Annotated in this window: 11 protein-coding genes; 3 read left to right on the top strand and 8 right to left on the bottom strand. The window is 60.4% G+C overall.

Annotated features, from left to right (window positions below):
• Positions 1-154 precede the first annotated feature (154 nt).
• Positions 155-1,111, top strand: a complete 957-nt coding sequence (locus SOP95_RS09235; RefSeq protein ID WP_323606894.1) for an alpha/beta hydrolase — start codon at positions 155-157, stop codon at positions 1,109-1,111.
• A gap of 75 nt (positions 1,112-1,186) precedes the next feature.
• On the opposite strand, the gene SOP95_RS09230 is transcribed toward SOP95_RS09235, so the two are convergent.
• A complete protein-coding gene (locus tag SOP95_RS09230; RefSeq protein ID WP_323606893.1) occupies positions 1,187-1,603 on the bottom strand; it encodes a hypothetical protein in 417 nt (138 codons plus the stop codon).
• A 3-nt stretch (positions 1,604-1,606) separates the two neighbouring features.
• Positions 1,607-4,237, bottom strand: a complete 2,631-nt coding sequence (locus tag SOP95_RS09225) for a hypothetical protein (RefSeq protein WP_323606892.1) — start codon at positions 4,235-4,237, stop codon at positions 1,607-1,609.
• Positions 4,238-4,751: 514 nt separating this feature from the next.
• Here SOP95_RS09225 and SOP95_RS09220 point away from each other — a divergent pair.
• Positions 4,752-5,090: a DUF6124 family protein gene (locus tag SOP95_RS09220; RefSeq protein ID WP_323606891.1), complete on the top strand. Its 339-nt coding sequence runs from the start codon at positions 4,752-4,754 to the stop codon at positions 5,088-5,090.
• Positions 5,091-5,246: 156 nt separating this feature from the next.
• Here the strand turns inward: SOP95_RS09220 and SOP95_RS09215 are convergent, their stop codons facing one another.
• From SOP95_RS09215 to pvdM, 5 genes are all read right to left on the bottom strand, one after another.
• Positions 5,247-7,727, bottom strand: a complete 2,481-nt coding sequence (locus SOP95_RS09215; RefSeq protein ID WP_323606890.1) for a TonB-dependent siderophore receptor — start codon at positions 7,725-7,727, stop codon at positions 5,247-5,249.
• Positions 7,728-7,960: 233 nt separating this feature from the next.
• Positions 7,961-9,610, bottom strand: a complete 1,650-nt coding sequence (locus SOP95_RS09210) for a cyclic peptide export ABC transporter (protein ID WP_323606889.1) — start codon at positions 9,608-9,610, stop codon at positions 7,961-7,963.
• 216 nt (positions 9,611-9,826) lie between these two features.
• Positions 9,827-10,690, bottom strand: coding sequence for a dihydropyoverdine dehydrogenase (gene pvdO, locus SOP95_RS09205; RefSeq protein ID WP_323606888.1), 864 nt, complete (start codon positions 10,688-10,690; stop codon positions 9,827-9,829).
• Positions 10,691-10,843: 153 nt separating this feature from the next.
• A complete protein-coding gene (gene pvdN, locus SOP95_RS09200; protein ID WP_323606901.1) occupies positions 10,844-12,124 on the bottom strand; it encodes a pyoverdine-tailoring periplasmic protein PvdN in 1,281 nt (426 codons plus the stop codon).
• A 29-nt stretch (positions 12,125-12,153) separates the two neighbouring features.
• A complete protein-coding gene (gene pvdM / locus SOP95_RS09195) occupies positions 12,154-13,503 on the bottom strand; it encodes a pyoverdine-tailoring dipeptidase-like protein PvdM (RefSeq protein ID WP_323606887.1) in 1,350 nt (449 codons plus the stop codon).
• A 185-nt stretch (positions 13,504-13,688) separates the two neighbouring features.
• Between pvdM and pvdP the strand changes: the two genes are divergently transcribed.
• Entirely contained in the window at positions 13,689-15,308 is a 1,620-nt protein-coding gene (gene pvdP / locus SOP95_RS09190; RefSeq protein ID WP_323606886.1) for a pyoverdine maturation tyrosinase PvdP, read from the top strand.
• A gap of 143 nt (positions 15,309-15,451) precedes the next feature.
• Here pvdP and SOP95_RS09185 read toward each other — a convergent pair whose 3' ends face one another.
• A complete protein-coding gene (locus tag SOP95_RS09185; RefSeq protein ID WP_323606885.1) occupies positions 15,452-16,846 on the bottom strand; it encodes an efflux transporter outer membrane subunit in 1,395 nt (464 codons plus the stop codon).
• Between the last annotated feature and the right edge of the window lie 2 nt (positions 16,847-16,848).

The following is a 16,848-nucleotide window of genomic DNA, read 5'->3' as shown; positions in this document are numbered from 1 at the left end:
TGTAGGAGCTGGCTTGCCAGCGATGGTCGCTAACGATAACGCGTGCTTTCTGGATACACGCGGCGTATTCGAATCCATCGCTGGCAAGCCAGCTCCTACAGGGGACCGCGTTTACTACAAGATTTTCTACTTTCTTGCGTAAAGGATCCCTCCAATGGCCGTACTGCCAGAACTTGAAGCTTTCCTCGAACTCGCCGAGTTCGGCCGCCTGACCGGCAAAAGTCACCCCATGCACGAACAGACCCCGCAACAGGCACGGATCGACTTCGAAGCCTCCTCAAGCTTCCTCGATACACCGCTGGACAATATCGCCTGCGAAAACTTCACCATCCCCGCCCGCGACGGCCACAGCCTCGCCGCACGCCTGTATCGCAACGGCCAAACCGTCGAAGCCCTGCAACCAGTGATGCTCTATTTCCACGGCGGCGGCTACGTGGTCGGCAGCCTCGACTCCCACGACGCCCTGTGCCGTCGCCTGGCAGCCCAGGGTGGTTTCGCCGTGCTGACCGTCGATTATCGCCTGGCCCCAGAATGGCGCTTCCCGACTCCGGTACAGGACGCCTGCGACGCCGGCAACTGGCTGCTACGCGAAGGCGCAACCCGCCGCCTGGACGCCACACGGGTGGCCCTGGCCGGCGACAGCGTCGGTGCAACACTGGCCACGGTGTTGTCGATCATCTCTGTTCGCGACCCACAGGAACTCGCGTTGAAACCCAAGGCGCAACTGCTGGTTTACCCCGTCACCGACGCCACCACCCACCGCGCCTCACACCGGGATTTTGCCGAGGGCTACCTGCTGGAAACCCCGACCCTGGACTGGTTCTACACCCACTACGCCCGCACCCCCCAGGACCTGGCGGACTGGCGCTGCTCGCCGCTGCTGGCCGAGGATTTGTCGGGTTTGGCCCCGGCACTGGTGTACCTGGCCGGTTATGACCCGTTGCATGACGAAGGGCTTGAGTATGCCGAGCGTTTGCGGGCGGCGGGGAATGAGGTGACGTTGCTGGAGCAGCCGGGTATGACCCATGACTTTCTGCGCATGGCGGGGTTGTTGGGGGAGGTGGAAGGGATTCACCGGGAGATGGCGAGGTGGGTGCGGTCGTGGTTGTGATGTGAAATGAAGTAACCGCCATTCCTGAATAAAAATGGCGGTTGACTCGACTCCTCTTATATTTCATATAACCGATCAATGTTGTTTGATAGGACTGGAACACTCAAGGCTGCTCAATTTTCCGCTTTCGATAGGAATCCAGCATTTTCGTAACTGCTCTCCTATGGGTTCTAGCGGTGTGATACTCAAATTCAAGTGAATCCCATCTTCTTCAAAAGTAATGTCCTGGAAGCCAGCGTAAGCAAATCCTGTCGAAAAAGGTTTTCCTTGAAAGCTGCAAATATTCTGTCCGTCCAGAACTGTTAGTCCGCCATTGATTTTTATAATCTCGACCGCCAAGCATCCGTCTTCAAAGGTTTTGATGTAGCGGACAAGTACGCCTCCACTTCTTCCAGACCTTACCTCTGAAGCATTTGAGTAATTAGTAATTTCGGCTTTTGCAAAGCTGAATGAAAATAAAATTAAAAAAGACGCCAGTCCTAAACGTACCATTTATTAGCTCCTTATGTAATTGGCTCGTTTGTTGAATCTGTCGTTCGGAACAGTAGACCAGTTTTCACGATTGCAAATGGCTTCTGAGAAACCAGCGATATTATTTTCAGTCATGAATAGCTGTATTATTTTTCTGGTCTCGCCTGTGTAGTCTCCACGATAAATTAGATCTATAGATATGTCCTTTATTTTTTTATTTAATGCTTCCCATCTTAGATTGCCATATATTTTTGCAACATCCTCTTTTCGTGAAATTCTCAATATTTCATCCTTCATAAATTTATACACTGGAAGAAATAGATCGTATTGCTGCTTTCGAGATATGAATGTTGATTTTATTTCAGGGTTTGCGCTATCCATGTAATTTTGAGCTGCTTGACCTTTAAGTCCCTTGGCGCCAATTAACCAGCCAAATAAAGGCTCAGTTATACCCACAGATAACAAGTCCTTTTCTGGCGAGGGACGTTGTCCGAGGTCGTATCCTCTCCCAATCGTTACTCCAGACGCACCGCCGGGCCAATGAATTTTCCGACTAAAATAACGATGTCCCGCGTGGGAAGGATCTTCGATGTCATTACCTTCGACATCGAAAGTAAGCTGACCAAAGGGTACGGTTAACCAACTTATGTCGTTCTCGTCGACAGCGGAACAGAAACTAGCAACCAATCCAACCGGATGAAAGTGATACGCCTTCCCCCACGATGGCAGCCCCACCTTCTCCGCCACCTCTTCCCACCAACTGAGTTCCTTGATCCGCTGCTTCTCCGCCAGCCAGTTCAAGTGCGGGGTCGAGCCGCTATGTCCGAGCATTTCATCCAGCACATCCCAGACATGCGCCCGGTGAAACCACTCGCTTTCCTTGCGAATGATCATCTGCGCGATCACTTGCGCGTGGGCCGGCAATCTGAGTGCTGCTTGCAATTCGTCTGCAGTGATCTGGCCGACGCGGTTGGGGTCGATGATGTCGAACAAGCGGCTCCTGATCGGTCCCTGATCTTCGTCGTCGGCCAAGGAGCGGTAGCGGTCCAGTTGTGCCTCGCTGAAGTGACGCATGCTGCGCATGAACGACGCCATGGCATGGATGGGCCTACCGTAGTCGTGCAGGACTTCGTAGCCTTCCCAGTCCCAGGGACTGACCCACGGCGTGTTGCCCACGTCTTCACGCACCCAGCCGTTGAGCAGATTGCCGGCAGCGTCGTGCAGCAGGCCGTCGAGGCGGTACCAGTTGATCACCTTGCGGACGGAAGAAGTAGCAGGCACAGAAATCTTTTCGTCGGCTGACAGGCCCTCAAGCAGGCTTTTGGGGATCAACAGGTCGGCGCCGCTCACCGGGTCGGTCTCGCTCGGCACCGGCCAGCGCGTGGCGCTCGCGCCGTCGCGATGCGCCATCACGGCCGTGCCCTTGGCCAGTTTCAGCCAGGTCCGCTCGCGCGCTGGCAGGCGTTGGGCCCAAGCCCGACTGTCCTTGATGAAGACTTCCACGTCTTCTTCGCTGAACGTTTCCAGATGCAGCTTTTTTTCCGGTCGTTCCGCCCCTTCGCTGTGATAATCGCCGAGGTGGCCGATCAGCGCGCCGGCCTGGATCGCGACGGGGGTGTCGAGGACCACGATCTGATCCGTCGCCAGCGGTTCCAACACGCTTTGCAGCGCCGCGAACTGTACGTACTGCGGGACCCGTTCCAGTTTGCGAAAATCGCCTTCACCGCTGACGGTGACAACCGTGCCATTGGGCAGCGTGCTGATCGCCTCGTTGCGCAGGCTCGCTTCGGGGCGCACGTTGAGCTCGTCTCCCCTCGTTTCGATGCGATGCTCGCCTGCAACCTGCGACTGCAGATATCGGGAGGCGAGGTAACCGCGCAGCGAACCGTCGTCGTTGCTCAGGCTGGCCGGGCCCAGGCGGTTTTTCAGGCGGCGGTAATCGCCCTGGCCGCTGATGACCACCTCGGCGCCGCGGGGCAGGAAGTCGGCGACCTTGCCGGACCGGGGGCGGTAGTAAACGTGCAGGCCGCGTTGTTCGGGATCGTCGGGATGTGGATCGTTCGCTGTCACCTTGACCCGATGTACTTCGGGCCAGAATCCCGGGCGCGCCAGGGTCGGATCGTCGTCATAATTCACCCAATCCTGCAGGTGCATGTACAGGCTGTAGAAGACCAGGCTCGGCGGCTTGTCCGTGCAGCCCTGGATCTTCGGCGGCTGCAGGCGATGGCGGACCAGCACGAAGTTGCGCGAGAAGGGTTTGGCGACGGTGATCTTGTGGTCGTAGTAGGTCGTCTTCGGCGATTCCTGGTCGATGCGGTAAGCCACCACTTCGCCGTCGGCCAGGCAGTGCACGCTGGATTGCTCCAGGCCCACGGCGGTACCGCTGTCGAAATGCACGCCGCCGTGCCACAGGCCATTGCGGCCCAGAGGGTAATAACCGGCGGTGGCGTTGGCAAGGTGGGTCAACTGCTGCAGTGGGTCGCGCGTGTCCTTGAACGGGTGGCACCAGTTTTTCAGTGGCGGCAAGCCGTCGGTTTTCGAGGCCGTCGGCGGGGTGATGGGCTGGGTGTCGGGGGTAGGCCACACCGAGGGCATGGTCCTGGGGGTGCTTGAGTCGTAGTGGCGTCCAAAAATCCAGTCGAGCAGCTTTCCCATGATGTGTACGCTCCTTGTAATGGAAGGGGATCAGGCAGAGGAACTGTTAGCTTCAGGAGGCTGGCGGGCGCTCAGGCATCAGGGGATTTTTATGACCATCCACGTGCCAACGCTCGCAAGCTTTTACGAAGTCGGTCGAAGTGGAAATAGGGCTTTTCTGATGGATGCGTAGGACGCTTCTGAACATCCTAATCTTTGTCAGAAGGCCCACATCGCCTTGCGTCGTTGCCTACATGTACTCCAGAATCCGCCGGCTTGTGCGCCTTGGGGCTGCTCGGTAACTTGGATCGGGTCACTGATTGTCAGTGATCGGGTTTAGTAGCTCGTGGTGTTATCAGTAAGGTGTACAGGCTCTGTCAATCAGGTATCCCATCCCTGATCTTGATGGTGGCTGGCGCAGGGCGCTTCGGCGCGCCGGTAAATGCTGATCTCCCCGGTCTACTAACCTGCGTCCAGCCGCCACCCTTCTTTTAGTAGAGAAGGGTTGGCGGCTCCAATCAGGAGTAATCAGCATATGATCAGAGAAACGCCGAATCCCCAGCACACTGATCCGACACCCTCATCGGAAAATTCCGAATCTAACAATCCCAACGACCGCATCCCCTCGGCTGCCGACATTCAAGCCACCCCACGCAAACTCTGCAGCATGTTCATCGTCAACCCTGAACTCGATGTCGAAACCCTGCTGGCCCACGCCTGTGAGTCGCTGGCTTCGGCAAACGTCATGGCGTTGGATCTGGCGGATCATATGCAGGGGACTGGCCGCAATTCACTGTTGGGGATTGCCCAGGTGATCATGCTTGGGGAGTTGGCGGTCAATCGCGCGTTGGATCGAATTGATTCGGCGGGATAGAAGATCAAAAGATCGCAGCCTTCGGCAGGTCCTACAGGGGAATGCGTACACCCTGTAGGAGCTGCCGAAGGCTGCGATCTTTTGATTCTGAAATAACGCCCATAAAAAAATGCCCGCATCTCTCAATGCGGGCATTTTTCATTTCAGCTCAGCGACTCAGAAGTCGTACTTGGCCGTGAGTTGAAAGTTACGCGGCTCGCCGTAGAAGGTGGTGCCGAAGTTGCCCAGGCCTGTCAGGTACTTCTTGTCGAAGACGTTGTAGGCGTTGGCGGTGAAGCTCAGGTGTTCGTCGTACTGGTAACGGGTCATCAGGTCGACGAGGGTGTAGCCGCCTTGCTTGAGAGTGGCGGTTGCACCTTGACCGCTGCCATCCACGCTCGGGTTGAAGCTCTGGCCGTAGAAGGCGCTCTGCCAGCTGACGCCACCACCGACGGTGACCTGATCCAGGGCGCCGGGCAGGCGGTAGGTGGTGAACGTACGCACGACGTGTTCCGGTTTAGTGGTGGCCAATGGGAAGCCGTAGATGCGTTGTTCGTCATCGTCACGCGAACGCGCGTAGGTGTAGCCAGCCGACAGGTTCCAGCCTTCGGCCAGTTCGCCGGCCATTTCCAGTTCTACACCCTCGGTGGTGGCGCCGGAGATTGGCTTGTAAACGTCCTGGCCGGTGGTGGTATCCGTGGTGACGTACTGGGCGACGTTGTCCTGTTCAATGCGGAAGAAGGCCAGGCTGGCGTTCAGTCTGCCTTCGAAGTAGGCCGCTTTCAGACCGGTCTCGTAGCTGTCGCCTTCAACCGGGTCCAGGGTCTTGCCGCTGGCATCCTTGTAGATTTGTGGCTGATAGATGTTGGTATAGCTGGCGTACACCGAGTACGTGTCGTCGAGGTCATAGACCACACCCGCGTAAGGCGTGACGACGCCGTGTTCCTTGTAGCTGGCATGGGTGTCAGCCAGGCCGGCGCCGGGGTAGTAGGTGTAATCCTCGTTGTACTTGAAGGTGCTGACACGGCCGCCGAGGATGAACGACAGGTCGTCTGTCGGACGCAGGCGGGTGGCCAGGTAAGCGCCGTTCTGGCTTTGGGTGCGTTCGTACTTGCCGTTCTTCGGAAACTCCGGTTTGGCAATGTGGCCTTTCCAGTCGAAGATGTCGCCCGGCACCAGTCCGAACTCGGAGCTGTCGTAGGTCGCACCGGTCTGGCGGGAATGGGAGGTCATGAAACCCGCCACCAGTTCATGTTCGCGACCGCCCAGGCTGAACGGGCCGGAAACGTTGACATCAGCGGTGTTCTGCACGCGATGGCCTTCCCAGCGCCCCCAGTAGAAGAACATACCTTCGCCGGTGTTGCGATCCGGGTTACCGCCGCTGGCGGAGGCCAGTTGGGTATCGTGATCGGTGGTTTTCTGGTCGAACGTGGCCTTGAGTTTCCAATCGTTGGCCAGTGCCTGTTCCAGGGAGGCGAAATAAGTAGTGCTGTCGAAATCACGACGGCTCCAATCGGAACCCGGGTTGAAACTGCGAGAGAAATCGGTACGACCACCGTCGCTATAGAACGGTGAGTTACCGGTCCAGGAACTGCCGCGAGGGGTTGCGCTGGACCTGTCCACACCCAGGGTCAGCAAGGTGTCGTCGGTCAGGTCGGCTTCGAGGATGCCGTAGTACAGGTCTTTCTTCTGGCTGTAGTGGTCGATGTAGGAATCCTTGTCCTGCAAGGCTCCGACAAAGCGGCCGCGCACGCTGCCGGTGTCGTTCAGCGAACCGGAGATATCACCTTCGGTGCGGTAATTGTCCCAGGAGCCAACAGTGCCGCTGACCGAAGCCTTGAAGTCCTTGGTCGGTTTCTTGCGCACCAGGTTGACGGTGGCGGCCGGGTCACCAGCGCCGGTCATCAGGCCGGTCGAGCCCTTGATGACTTCGATGCGGTCGAGGCTGGCGGAGTCGTCGCTGTTGTTCGGGTTTTCACCGTAGACACCGTCGTAGGGAATGTTGACGCCATCGTACTGAAAGTTGGTGATGGCAAAGCCACGGGTGGAAAACTCGGTACGGTCGCTGTCGTACTTCTGCATGGTGACGCCGGGCGTGTTACGCAGGACATCACCCACACTCTTTGAGCCTTGATCGTCCATCTGCTGACGGGTCACCACGGTCACCGACTGCGGCGTTTCGCGAATGGTCAGTGGCAGCTTGGTGGCGGTGGTGGTCGCGCCCGTGGTGTAGGAACCGGTGCCTTCAGTGGTCAGGCCCAGGGCCTGGCCGGAAATGGTGGTGGCGCCCAGTTGCAGGCTCGACGAGCCGCCGGACACCAGCGTCACGCTGTTGCCGTTGATCTGGAACGAAATGCCGGTGCCCTTGAGCATCTCGGCCAGGGCCGCGGAAGGCTCCAGCGAGCCGGACACCGCACGGGACTTGATGCCGGCCACCTGGTCCGGGCTGTAGAGGATCTGCAGGTTGGTCTGCATGCCCAGCTGGCTCAGGGCGCTGGACAGCGGCTGAACCGAAATACTGACTTTCACAGGTGCAGCATTGGCCATCGAGCTCCCCAGCAAGGTGGCGGTCAGCAGAACGCTGGTCAACAGGGTTTTATGCAGTGACGGGCGCTGTACGGCCAGCGCGAGAGGTGTACGGCGTGGAAGAGATCGCATTACTTGCCTGTGCTCCTGAAAAGTGTTTTGTGAAGTTTTTGTTAATGGGAATGATTATTAAGACGGAGCACTGACAGGAAACCGGAAAAATAATTTTTGAAGGTTCGGAACTGCGCAAAACCTGTGGGAGCGGGCTTGCTCGCGAAGGCGGTGTGCCAGTCAGCATTAATGTCGCCTGACACGACGCTTTCGCGAGCAAGCCCGCTCCCACATTTGAATGGCGCCAGACTTGTTCAGGCGGTTGTCAGCTCGGTCACGACCCGTCCGCTTTCCATGCGCACCAGTTGGTCGGCGACGTCGAAGTAGCGGTCGTCGTGGGAGATCACGATGATGGTCTTGCCCAGGCGCTTGAGGTCCGGCAGCAGCTCGGTGTAGAAAATCCGCCGGAAGGTCGGGTCCTGGTCGGCCGCCCACTCGTCGAACACCAGCACAGGACGCTCTTCCAGCCAGGCATTGACCAGCGCCAGGCGCTTGCGCTGGCCGGTGGACAGGTCGGTGGTGGTGAAGTTGCCGTCCTTGACGCTGACCTTGTGCGCGATCTCCAGGCGCTGCAGGTACTTGTTGGCGTCTTCGGGGATATGCGTATCGCCCTGGACCACGTCGTCGAACAGGTAGTAGTCGGCAAAGATGGTGGTGAACAGCTGGCGATAGTCGTCGCGGTTGTGCGCGTCGATGGCCTCGCCGTTGACCCGGATCTGCCCCTGTTGCGGCGTGTATAGACCCAGCAGCAACTTGATCAGGGTGGTCTTGCCACAGCCGTTCTCGCCGACGATGAAGGTGATGTCGCCCTGCTTGATCGACAGGTTGACCGGGCCCAGCTGGAACGGCGCCGCGCCCTCGACCGCCGGGAAGGCGTAGCGTACGTCCGCCAGTTGCAGTTCGTGCACGGTCTGTTTGACCTTGCCCTGGTCGCTGAGCAGCAGGTGCGGTTCCGGGGTGGAAAACTGTTCGGACAGTTCGGCGATGCGGCGGAAGGCGATCTGCGCGCGGCTGACGATCGGCAGGGTGCTGATCAAGTGCTCCAGCGGGCCTTTCATGTACAGCAGCACCAGGACAAAGCCGCTCATCACGGTTTTGTCGGCGCTAGGCCAGAAGGTTTGCAGGGCCAGGGCCAGGCCGATGACCACGAAGAACAGCATCGAGCCGAAGGTCTTGGCGATGACGAAGGTGTTGATCGAGCGCACCTGGGTGTTGCAGATGAACTCGGCGGTGCCCTTGATGCCCGCGGTGAACATGCGCTGGCGGCGTGGGCGATGAATGCGCAGTTCCTTGGCGCCTTCGGCAATCGCGTTGTAGTGCTTTTGCAGCTCGTCTTCAGCCTCGCGGGCGGCCATGAAACCTTGCACGCCCTTGCTCTGGGCATAGGCCTGGATCGCGGTGCCGATCAGGATCGCGGCGACCATGATCAGGAACATCGGCCACGACAGGATCGCCAGGTAACCCATGCAACCCAGGGTCACGGTGACGGAAATCGCCAGCGGCGCGAAGGCGAAGGCGAAGTCGCTGATGGTGTCGACATCGTGGGTCAGCACCGGGATCAGGCGATGGCTGCGATAGCGCTCGATCTGTTCGATCGGCGCCGACAGCACCTTCTCGCCCAACTGTTTGCGCAGCTTGGCAATGATGTGCTGGCCGACGTAGTTGGTGCCGATGTCCGAGCAGATGGAACTGGCCAGCGCCAGCAGGCACAGGCCGGCGAACAGCGCGACCACGCCCTGGGTCAGGCCACTGTCCGAATGCAGGGCATTGTTGATGGTCGCCAGCAACACCGTGACGCTCAGGCCGCCGACCATGCCCAGGAAAATGGACGCGGCGACGATGAGTCGAAAGGGTTTGAGCAGGGCGAACAGTTCGCCGATGGCGCCGCGGGTGGGCTGGGTCATGGAAGACGGTTCCTTGGGTCGGAAGGCAGATACCCAGTAGAACGTCTGGTCGAGGGGTTAATTTAGACAGTGCTGATTGGCGGTGAGGTTGCTCACACCGCAAAACCCTGTGGGAGCCAGCCTGCTGGCGATGGCGGACGGTCAGTCGACATCTTTATTGACTGAAAAGTCGTCATCGCCAGCAGGCTGGCTCCCACAGGGGGAAAGTGGTACGCCTTAGAGCTGGCGGATTACGCGAAAGCCCATCCAGTCCCCACGTTCCTGCGGGTACTGGCTGTTGCGGTTGCCTGAGCGGGAGAACACCGGGGCTTCACCCCAGTCGTTGCCGCGGATGCGCACGGCTTCGCAGTTGGCTTCCAGCCAGGCGCTGCCGTCGGTGGGGGCGCCGACGTAGTTCGGGTGTTCGCAGTCTTCGACCCATTCATAGACGTTGCCGTGCATGTCATACATGCCGAAGGCGTTCGGTGGGTAGCTGCCCACCGGCGAGCTGAAGCTGAAACCGTCGGCCGGGCCGTAGGTGTTGGCGTGTTTGGCGATGCTGTATCCCTTGCCTTCATCGAACGGGAAGGGGAATGGGCCTTTGGTGCCTGCGCGTGCGGCGTATTCACGTTGGGCCTCGCTGACCATGCCGTACTTCTGCCCGGTTTTTTTCGACAGCCAGGCGACATAGTTTTTCACGTCGTCGAAGTTCATGCACACCGCCGGCTGGCGCGGGCTCTGCGGGTAGCGCGGCTTGCTGGCGACGCACTCGCGGCCTGGGCGGGTATCGCCGTTGGCGATGGTCACGCCGCTTTCTTTCACATAGCTGTCCCACTCACCGGCGGTGATCTGGAAGCGGCTCATGGCGAAGGGCTTGGCGAAGGTGACTTCATGCATCGGACCTTCATCGGGCTCGCGGCCGACTTCGTCATCGGGGGTGCCCATGGTGAAGGTCCCGGCGGGCAGCACGACCATTTCCGGGCAGTTCTTGCAGTCCTTGAATACCTTGCCCGCTGGCGGGGCGGTGGCGGCCTGTACGGCAGATGGCAGCAGGCTGGCGAGGAGGGCAGCCAATCCAACGGTCAGCAGATTTCGGTTCATGACTCATCTCGATCGAAGAAAAAACGGGTGTCGTGCGAGGTCCAATGTGGGAGCGGGCTTGCTCGCGAATGCGGTGTGTCAGGCAACATGAGTGTCGACTGACACACCGCATTCGCGAGCAAGCCCGCTCCCACAGGGTTTCGCGTCATGCCTTCAGGCGGTTTTGTTCAGCAGGGCCATGAAGCGGTCGATTTCGTGTTCGTTGTTGAGCAGGCCGGGGGCGATGCGGATCACCGGGCCGACGTCGCGGTCCACCGAGTCGCAGACCACGCGGTTCTGCATCAGTTGGACGGCGACCTTTTCGCAGTCCTGGCCCTTGATCCGGAAGAAGGTGAAGCCGGCGGACAATTGCGGGCTCTTTGGCGTGACCAGTTCGATCAGCGGCTGTTCCAGCAGGCGATTTTTGGCATAGCTGTTGAGTTCATGGATGCGCGCCTGGACCTCGGCCTTGCCCAGGTCCAGGTGCAGCTTGAATGCTTCGTCTGCGGCCCAGCGGTGTTCGAAGCTGTGATAGCCGCCGGGGGTCATGATGGTGGCGAAGTCGCTGGATTCGCTGAAGGTCGGAATGATCGGCGTGACGTCCCTGACCTCGGCGGAGCGGGCGCAGATGATCCCGGTACCCCGGGGGCCGAACATCCATTTGTGGGTGCCGGCGATGAAGAAGTCGCAGTGCATGTCGGGAAAGTCGAGGTCCTCGACGCCAAAGCCGTGCACGCCGTCGACCACATAGAGGATGCGGTCTTTCTCGTCGCGCTGGCGGTTCAACTCTTCGACCAGCTTGCCGATTTCGCCGATCGGCAGCTTCACGCCGCTGCCCGATTGCACCCAGGTCATGCCCAGCACACGGGTCTCGGGGCGGATGCCCTGTGTGATCGAAGCGAGCACTTCATCCACGGAAACGTCGCGGCTGTTGTCGAACAGCTTGAGCTTGCGCACCTGGGTCCCCTGGCGTTGCTGACGAAATTCCAGGGTGTAGTTGGTCGAGTAGTGTTCGTGTTCGCTGACCAGGATTTCCTGGTCCGGGCGCACATGAATGCCGCCATAGATCATCGCCAGGCCTTCTGTGGTGCTGCCGGTCAGCGCGATCTGCTCAGGCTTGGCATTGAGGTAACGACCGGCCCAGACCCGCACGTTGTGCTCGCGTTTCTCGGTTTCCTGCAGGTCCCAGTCCATGGCCCGGCCAGGGTTGCGGTCGATGTTGGCGCGGTGCATGTCGATCGCGTTGCGCACCGGCGTGGGGTGCGAGGTGACGAGGAAATTGGCGAAATGGAGGTAGTCCGGGTCCTGATTGAACAACGAGCGCAATTGCGCCCATTTGCCCTTTGGCAAGGGCTGGGGATTGCCGGCCAGCGCCGGCAGGTTCACGCCAGCAGCCAGGGGCAGGCCGGCGGCGAGAATGCCGGCCTGCTTGAGGAAGGAACGACGGTTGGTCATGGCTTGGGCTTCGCTTGGCAAAAGTGGCATCAGTTTTTCGCGACGGGCCGGGCGGATTTCTCGACCTGGTCCCAGACCCGCAGGAAGTTGCCGCCCCAGAGCTTGGCGATATCAGCCTCGCTGTAACCGCGGCTGATCAACTCGGCGGTCACGTTGCGTGCCTCGCTGACGTCCTTCCAGCCGTCCAGGCCGCCGCCATCGTTGAAGTCGGAGCTGATGCCGACGTGATCGATGCCGATTTTCTTCACCGCGTAGTCGATCGCGTCGCCATAGTCCTTGAGGGTGGCCTTGGGTTCTTCGTCGACGATCGCGTAGAGCTCGCTGGCGTATTCGCCGAACCGTTGCTCAGACCACACGGTGATGATCGGGTCGCCCGGCATCAACGCCATCTCCAGTCCCTGCAGCGGTTGCAGGTCGAAACGCGCACGCAGGGCGTTGAGTTTGTCCTGGGTGGCCTGGCTCAGCGGGCGGATGTAGGTCGGGAAACCGACAATCTGCACCACGCCGCCGCTGTCCTTGATCAGCTGCATCTCGTGGTCGCTAAGGTTGCGCGGGATGTCCACCAGGGCGCGCGGGGCAGAGTGCGAGGCGACCATCGGCGTGCGGCTCAAACGGGCCACTTGCTCCAGGGCCTTGGTCGACATCTGCGACACATCGATGATCACGCCGAGGTCGTTGAGGCGCTGCACGGCTTGCTTGCCGATGTCCGAGAGACCGCCGAGGGCGTCCCGGGAATCGTTGAAGAACGGCAACGGCCGGGACGAATCGGCCCAGGCGTTGTTGCCCACATAACTGAAGCCGAACATGCGCATGCCCCGCGCCGCCCATTTGTCCAGGGCGTTGAGGTCGTTGCCCAGCGGGTAGGCGTTGAGCATGCTCATGAAGATCGCGAACTTGCCTTCGCCATGCAGGCGGCGGAAGTCGTCGGGGGTGTAGGCGATGGCGGCCTGATTGGGAAAATCCCGCACCAGGGCGCTGATGATCTTGTAGCGGGTTTCCTGCTCGAAGCGTGCCTCTTCGATGAACCCGGCGGTGGGGCGATGCGGCGCGTTGGCGCCGTTCCAGATTTCCGGCCAGCCGAAAATCGTCAGGGCCGCGCCGGACAGGCGTCCGCGCCCGCTCTTGACCAGGTCGAACTGGCCGCTGCCGTCCTTGTCGGCTTCATTGCCGGCGGTGCCGAAGTCCATGGGGATGGTGATGTGGCTGTCGAACGAGAGAAGGCGCTCATGCAGATCATCGGCCTGTTTCATCACCTTGACCGGGTAGCCGGAATTGTCCTTGAACCAGTAGTCCCAGGCAGCAAAGCCTGCGCCCGCGCTGATCGCCAGGGCCAGCGGCAGGCCGATGAAAAGAGCCTTTTTCGAACGTGGTTTTGTCATTGCCGTCTCAGTCAGGTTCGCCTTTGCTATCTGGGGGGAACGAGTGGCCGAGGAAGGAATTTAGTGTTTGTGCTGGCCTCTTCGCTGGCAAGCCAGCTCCTACAGTAGACCGCTTTTAAATTTGTGCGGGCAACATACGTTCTAGCTTGGATAAAGCCTGCTTCATGGCTGACACAGGTAGGGCAATGACGATTTCTCGACGATGGTTCATGGCAGGCCTGGCGCTGACCGGCGCTGCCGTGCCTGCGGCTTTTTATGGGCATCGTGAATGGACGAAGCCGGACCCGACGATCACGCCGGGGGAAGCTTCATTCGATGTGGCGGATGTCGCCGGTCAACGCCTGGCGGACACCTTGCGCGGGGTCTGGCAGATCCGTTTCGAAGGTCGCGATGCCGGGCTTGAGGGCTTGCCACAGGACGGGTTGGAGCTGTTTCTCGACATCGGCCACAAGGGCCGTGGCCTGATCGGCTTTCTCGACACCGCCGAGCGTTTGCGTGGCAGCGAAGCGCCGCGTTATCGGGTGCTCGGCGATGTGGCCGGGGTCAAGCCGGCCCAATTGAGTTGGCGCTTGCTCAGCGCCGGTGGCAGCTGTGATTACGAATTCAGCATGGCACTGGACGAAGTCTGGGCCGGTTTCGGTAACGCCGGCAGCGGCAGCCTCAGTGGTCGCGTGCTGGATCTGGATCGTCCCTTGATGCTGACGGCCCAGGACAATCGCTTCGTCGCGGTCAAGAAAGTGTTCCCCGAAGCCCGCGAGCGAACCGGTCTGAATCCGCCACTGCTGGCCTGGCTGACGTCCCAGGAACATCGGTTGTTCCACCAGCTCTGGCATGCGTCCCGGGACAAATGGCACACCTTGCCCGAAGACAAACGCAACGCCTTGCGCGGCATCGGCTGGCAGCCCGGGCCGCGGGACCAGGAGCGTGACGCCCGGGGCAAGCGCAAGGATCGCAACGGCTCGGGGGTGGACTTTTTCTTCATGCACCGGCACATGCTCGGCACGGCGCGTTCGATGATGGACTTGCCGTCGTGGACGCAGTTCCCCTTGCCGCAACCGGAGCTGGCCCGGGACCGCATCGGCTTCGCCAATTATTTCGACAACCACGACGGTACGGCGCTGCCGCCGACCTGGTTGGCCGAAGACGATGACGAGTATTCGCAGTGGGTCAGCGACATCAAGACCGCCGAGACCTACCACAGCAATTTCCAGGTCTGGGAGTCGCAATACCGCGATCCGCGTTACCTGTCGAAGCTGACCCTGGGGCAGTTCGGCTCAGAGGTCGAGTTGGGCCTGCACGACTGGCTGCACATGCGTTGGGCCTCGGTGCCGCGCGATCCGTCCAACGGCCAGCCGGTACCGTTCGCCCGCGATCCGTCGGACTTTTCCGCGCGCTGGTATGCGCCGGAAAACGACTTCCTCGGCGATCCGTTCTCGTCCCATGTGAACCCGGTGTTCTGGCACTTCCACGGCTGGATCGACGATCGCCTGGAAGACTGGTTCCGCGCCCATGAGCGTTTTCATCCGGGGGAGGTGAGTCGGCTTGAGGTCAATGGCGTGCAATGGTTCGCGCCGGGGCGGTGGGTCGAGATCGATGATCCGTGGCTCGGCCCGGGGACCCATGGTTGCAGCACCACGCCGGGGTTGCAGGCGGGGAAGTCGGTGGAGATGGACCCGGAGACCATGAAACTGGCGTTGCGGATTACCTTTGGTGAGGATGAAAAGAAGCTCGCGGATCTGTTGCGCAAGGTGCCGCAGCGGCCTTGGTATGCGCGGAATCTGAAGGCCAAGACGGTTTCGAGTTAACCGCCCCCCAACCATGCGGCACACAAAAAACCTGTAGGAGCTGGCTTGCCAGCGAAGGCGGCCAGACAGGAGATATTGATATTGGATGTGCCGGCCTCTTCGCTGGCAAGCCAGCTCCTACAGGTATTGCGGCAATATCACGATCACAAGGCCTGCCACCCACCGCCAAGCGCCTTGTACAACGCAATACTCGCCTGCATCCGCGCCAACCTCAGCTGCACATTCAAATCCTGCGCCGCATACAGCGTGCGTTGCGTCTCCAGCACCGTCAGCAAATCCTCGGCCCCCGCTTCATAACGGCTTTGCGCAATGTTGAACGCGGTCTGCGCCTGGCTCAGTTCCTCGCTTTGCCATTGCCGCTGTCCGTCCAGCCCGCGAATGCTGTTGAGGGCTTTTTCCACGTCGGCGAATCCATTGATGATCGCCCCGCGATAGGTCTCCAGCAGTTCTTCCTGGCGGCCCAAAGCCTTGTCGCGTTGAGCGCCCAGGCGCCCGTTGTTGAACACTGGCGCCAGCAGCCCGGCGGTGAGGTTGTAAAAAGGGCTGCGCAGGATGTCGCCAGCACTGTCGGCACCCGAGCCGATTTCCGCGCTCAGGGTAACGGTCGGCAGCATGGCGGCGCGGGCGACGGTGACGTCGGCCTGGGCGGCGGCCAGTTGCGCTTCGGCCCGGGCGATGTCCGGGCGCCGGCTGAGCAATTCACTGGGGACACCGGCGTCGATGGCGGGCCAGGACAATTGATCGAAGTGTTCCTGGACCAGCGCCAGTTCCTGCACCGGGCGGCCGAGGAGGGTGGCGAGGCTGATCTGCGCGTCCCTGGCCTGTTGTTGCACCAGGGGCAATTGGCGTTGCTGCGCCGCCACCAGGCTTTTTTGCTGGGCCAGTTCCAGGGCGGTCGCGGAACCTGAGTCGAAGCGGGTCTGCACCAGTTTCAACACGTTCTGCGCGTTAGCCAGGTTCAGCTCGGCAATGCGACTCTGCTCCTGCAACGACAAGGTTTGCGCATAGGTGTTGGCCACGCCGCTGAGCAGCGTCAACTCGACGGTGGCCTGATCGAACTCGCTAGCCTGCAAGGCAAATTGTGCGCTGTCACGGGACGCACGCTGGCCACCCCAGAAATCGATTTCGTAGCTGGCACTGAGGCTGGCGTTGAAGTAATCGACGGCGCTGTTGTCGCTGTCCGCATCCAGTTGGCTGTAGCCATCGCCGCGCAGCAGTTTCTGCCGGTTGGCATTGAGCCCGGCCTTGACCTCCGGCAGCTGCGAACCAGCGGCGACCACCGTTTGCGCCTGAGCCTGGCGCACCCGGGCGATGGCGGCGGCCAGGTCGTAACTGCCCACCCGGGCCTGTTCGATCAGGCGACCCAGTTGCGGGCTGCCAAAGCGGTTCCACCATTGCTGGTTGTCGTGGCTGGCGCCGGCGGTGTGCGGCGATTGCCAGGCGGCGGGCGGCGTTATGCCGCTGTCCGGGCGCTGGGCAGAACTGCCACAGGCGCCGAGCAACAGGCAGAGGGTCAACACACTCAGTTGCGGCTTCATCG

Source organism: Pseudomonas sp. YuFO8, from assembly GCF_035065025.1.
GTDB lineage: Bacteria > Pseudomonadota > Gammaproteobacteria > Pseudomonadales > Pseudomonadaceae > Aquipseudomonas > Aquipseudomonas putida_AE.
The sequence above is the reverse complement of the archived record's forward strand: the minus strand, read 5'-3'. Positions and strand labels throughout refer to the sequence as shown.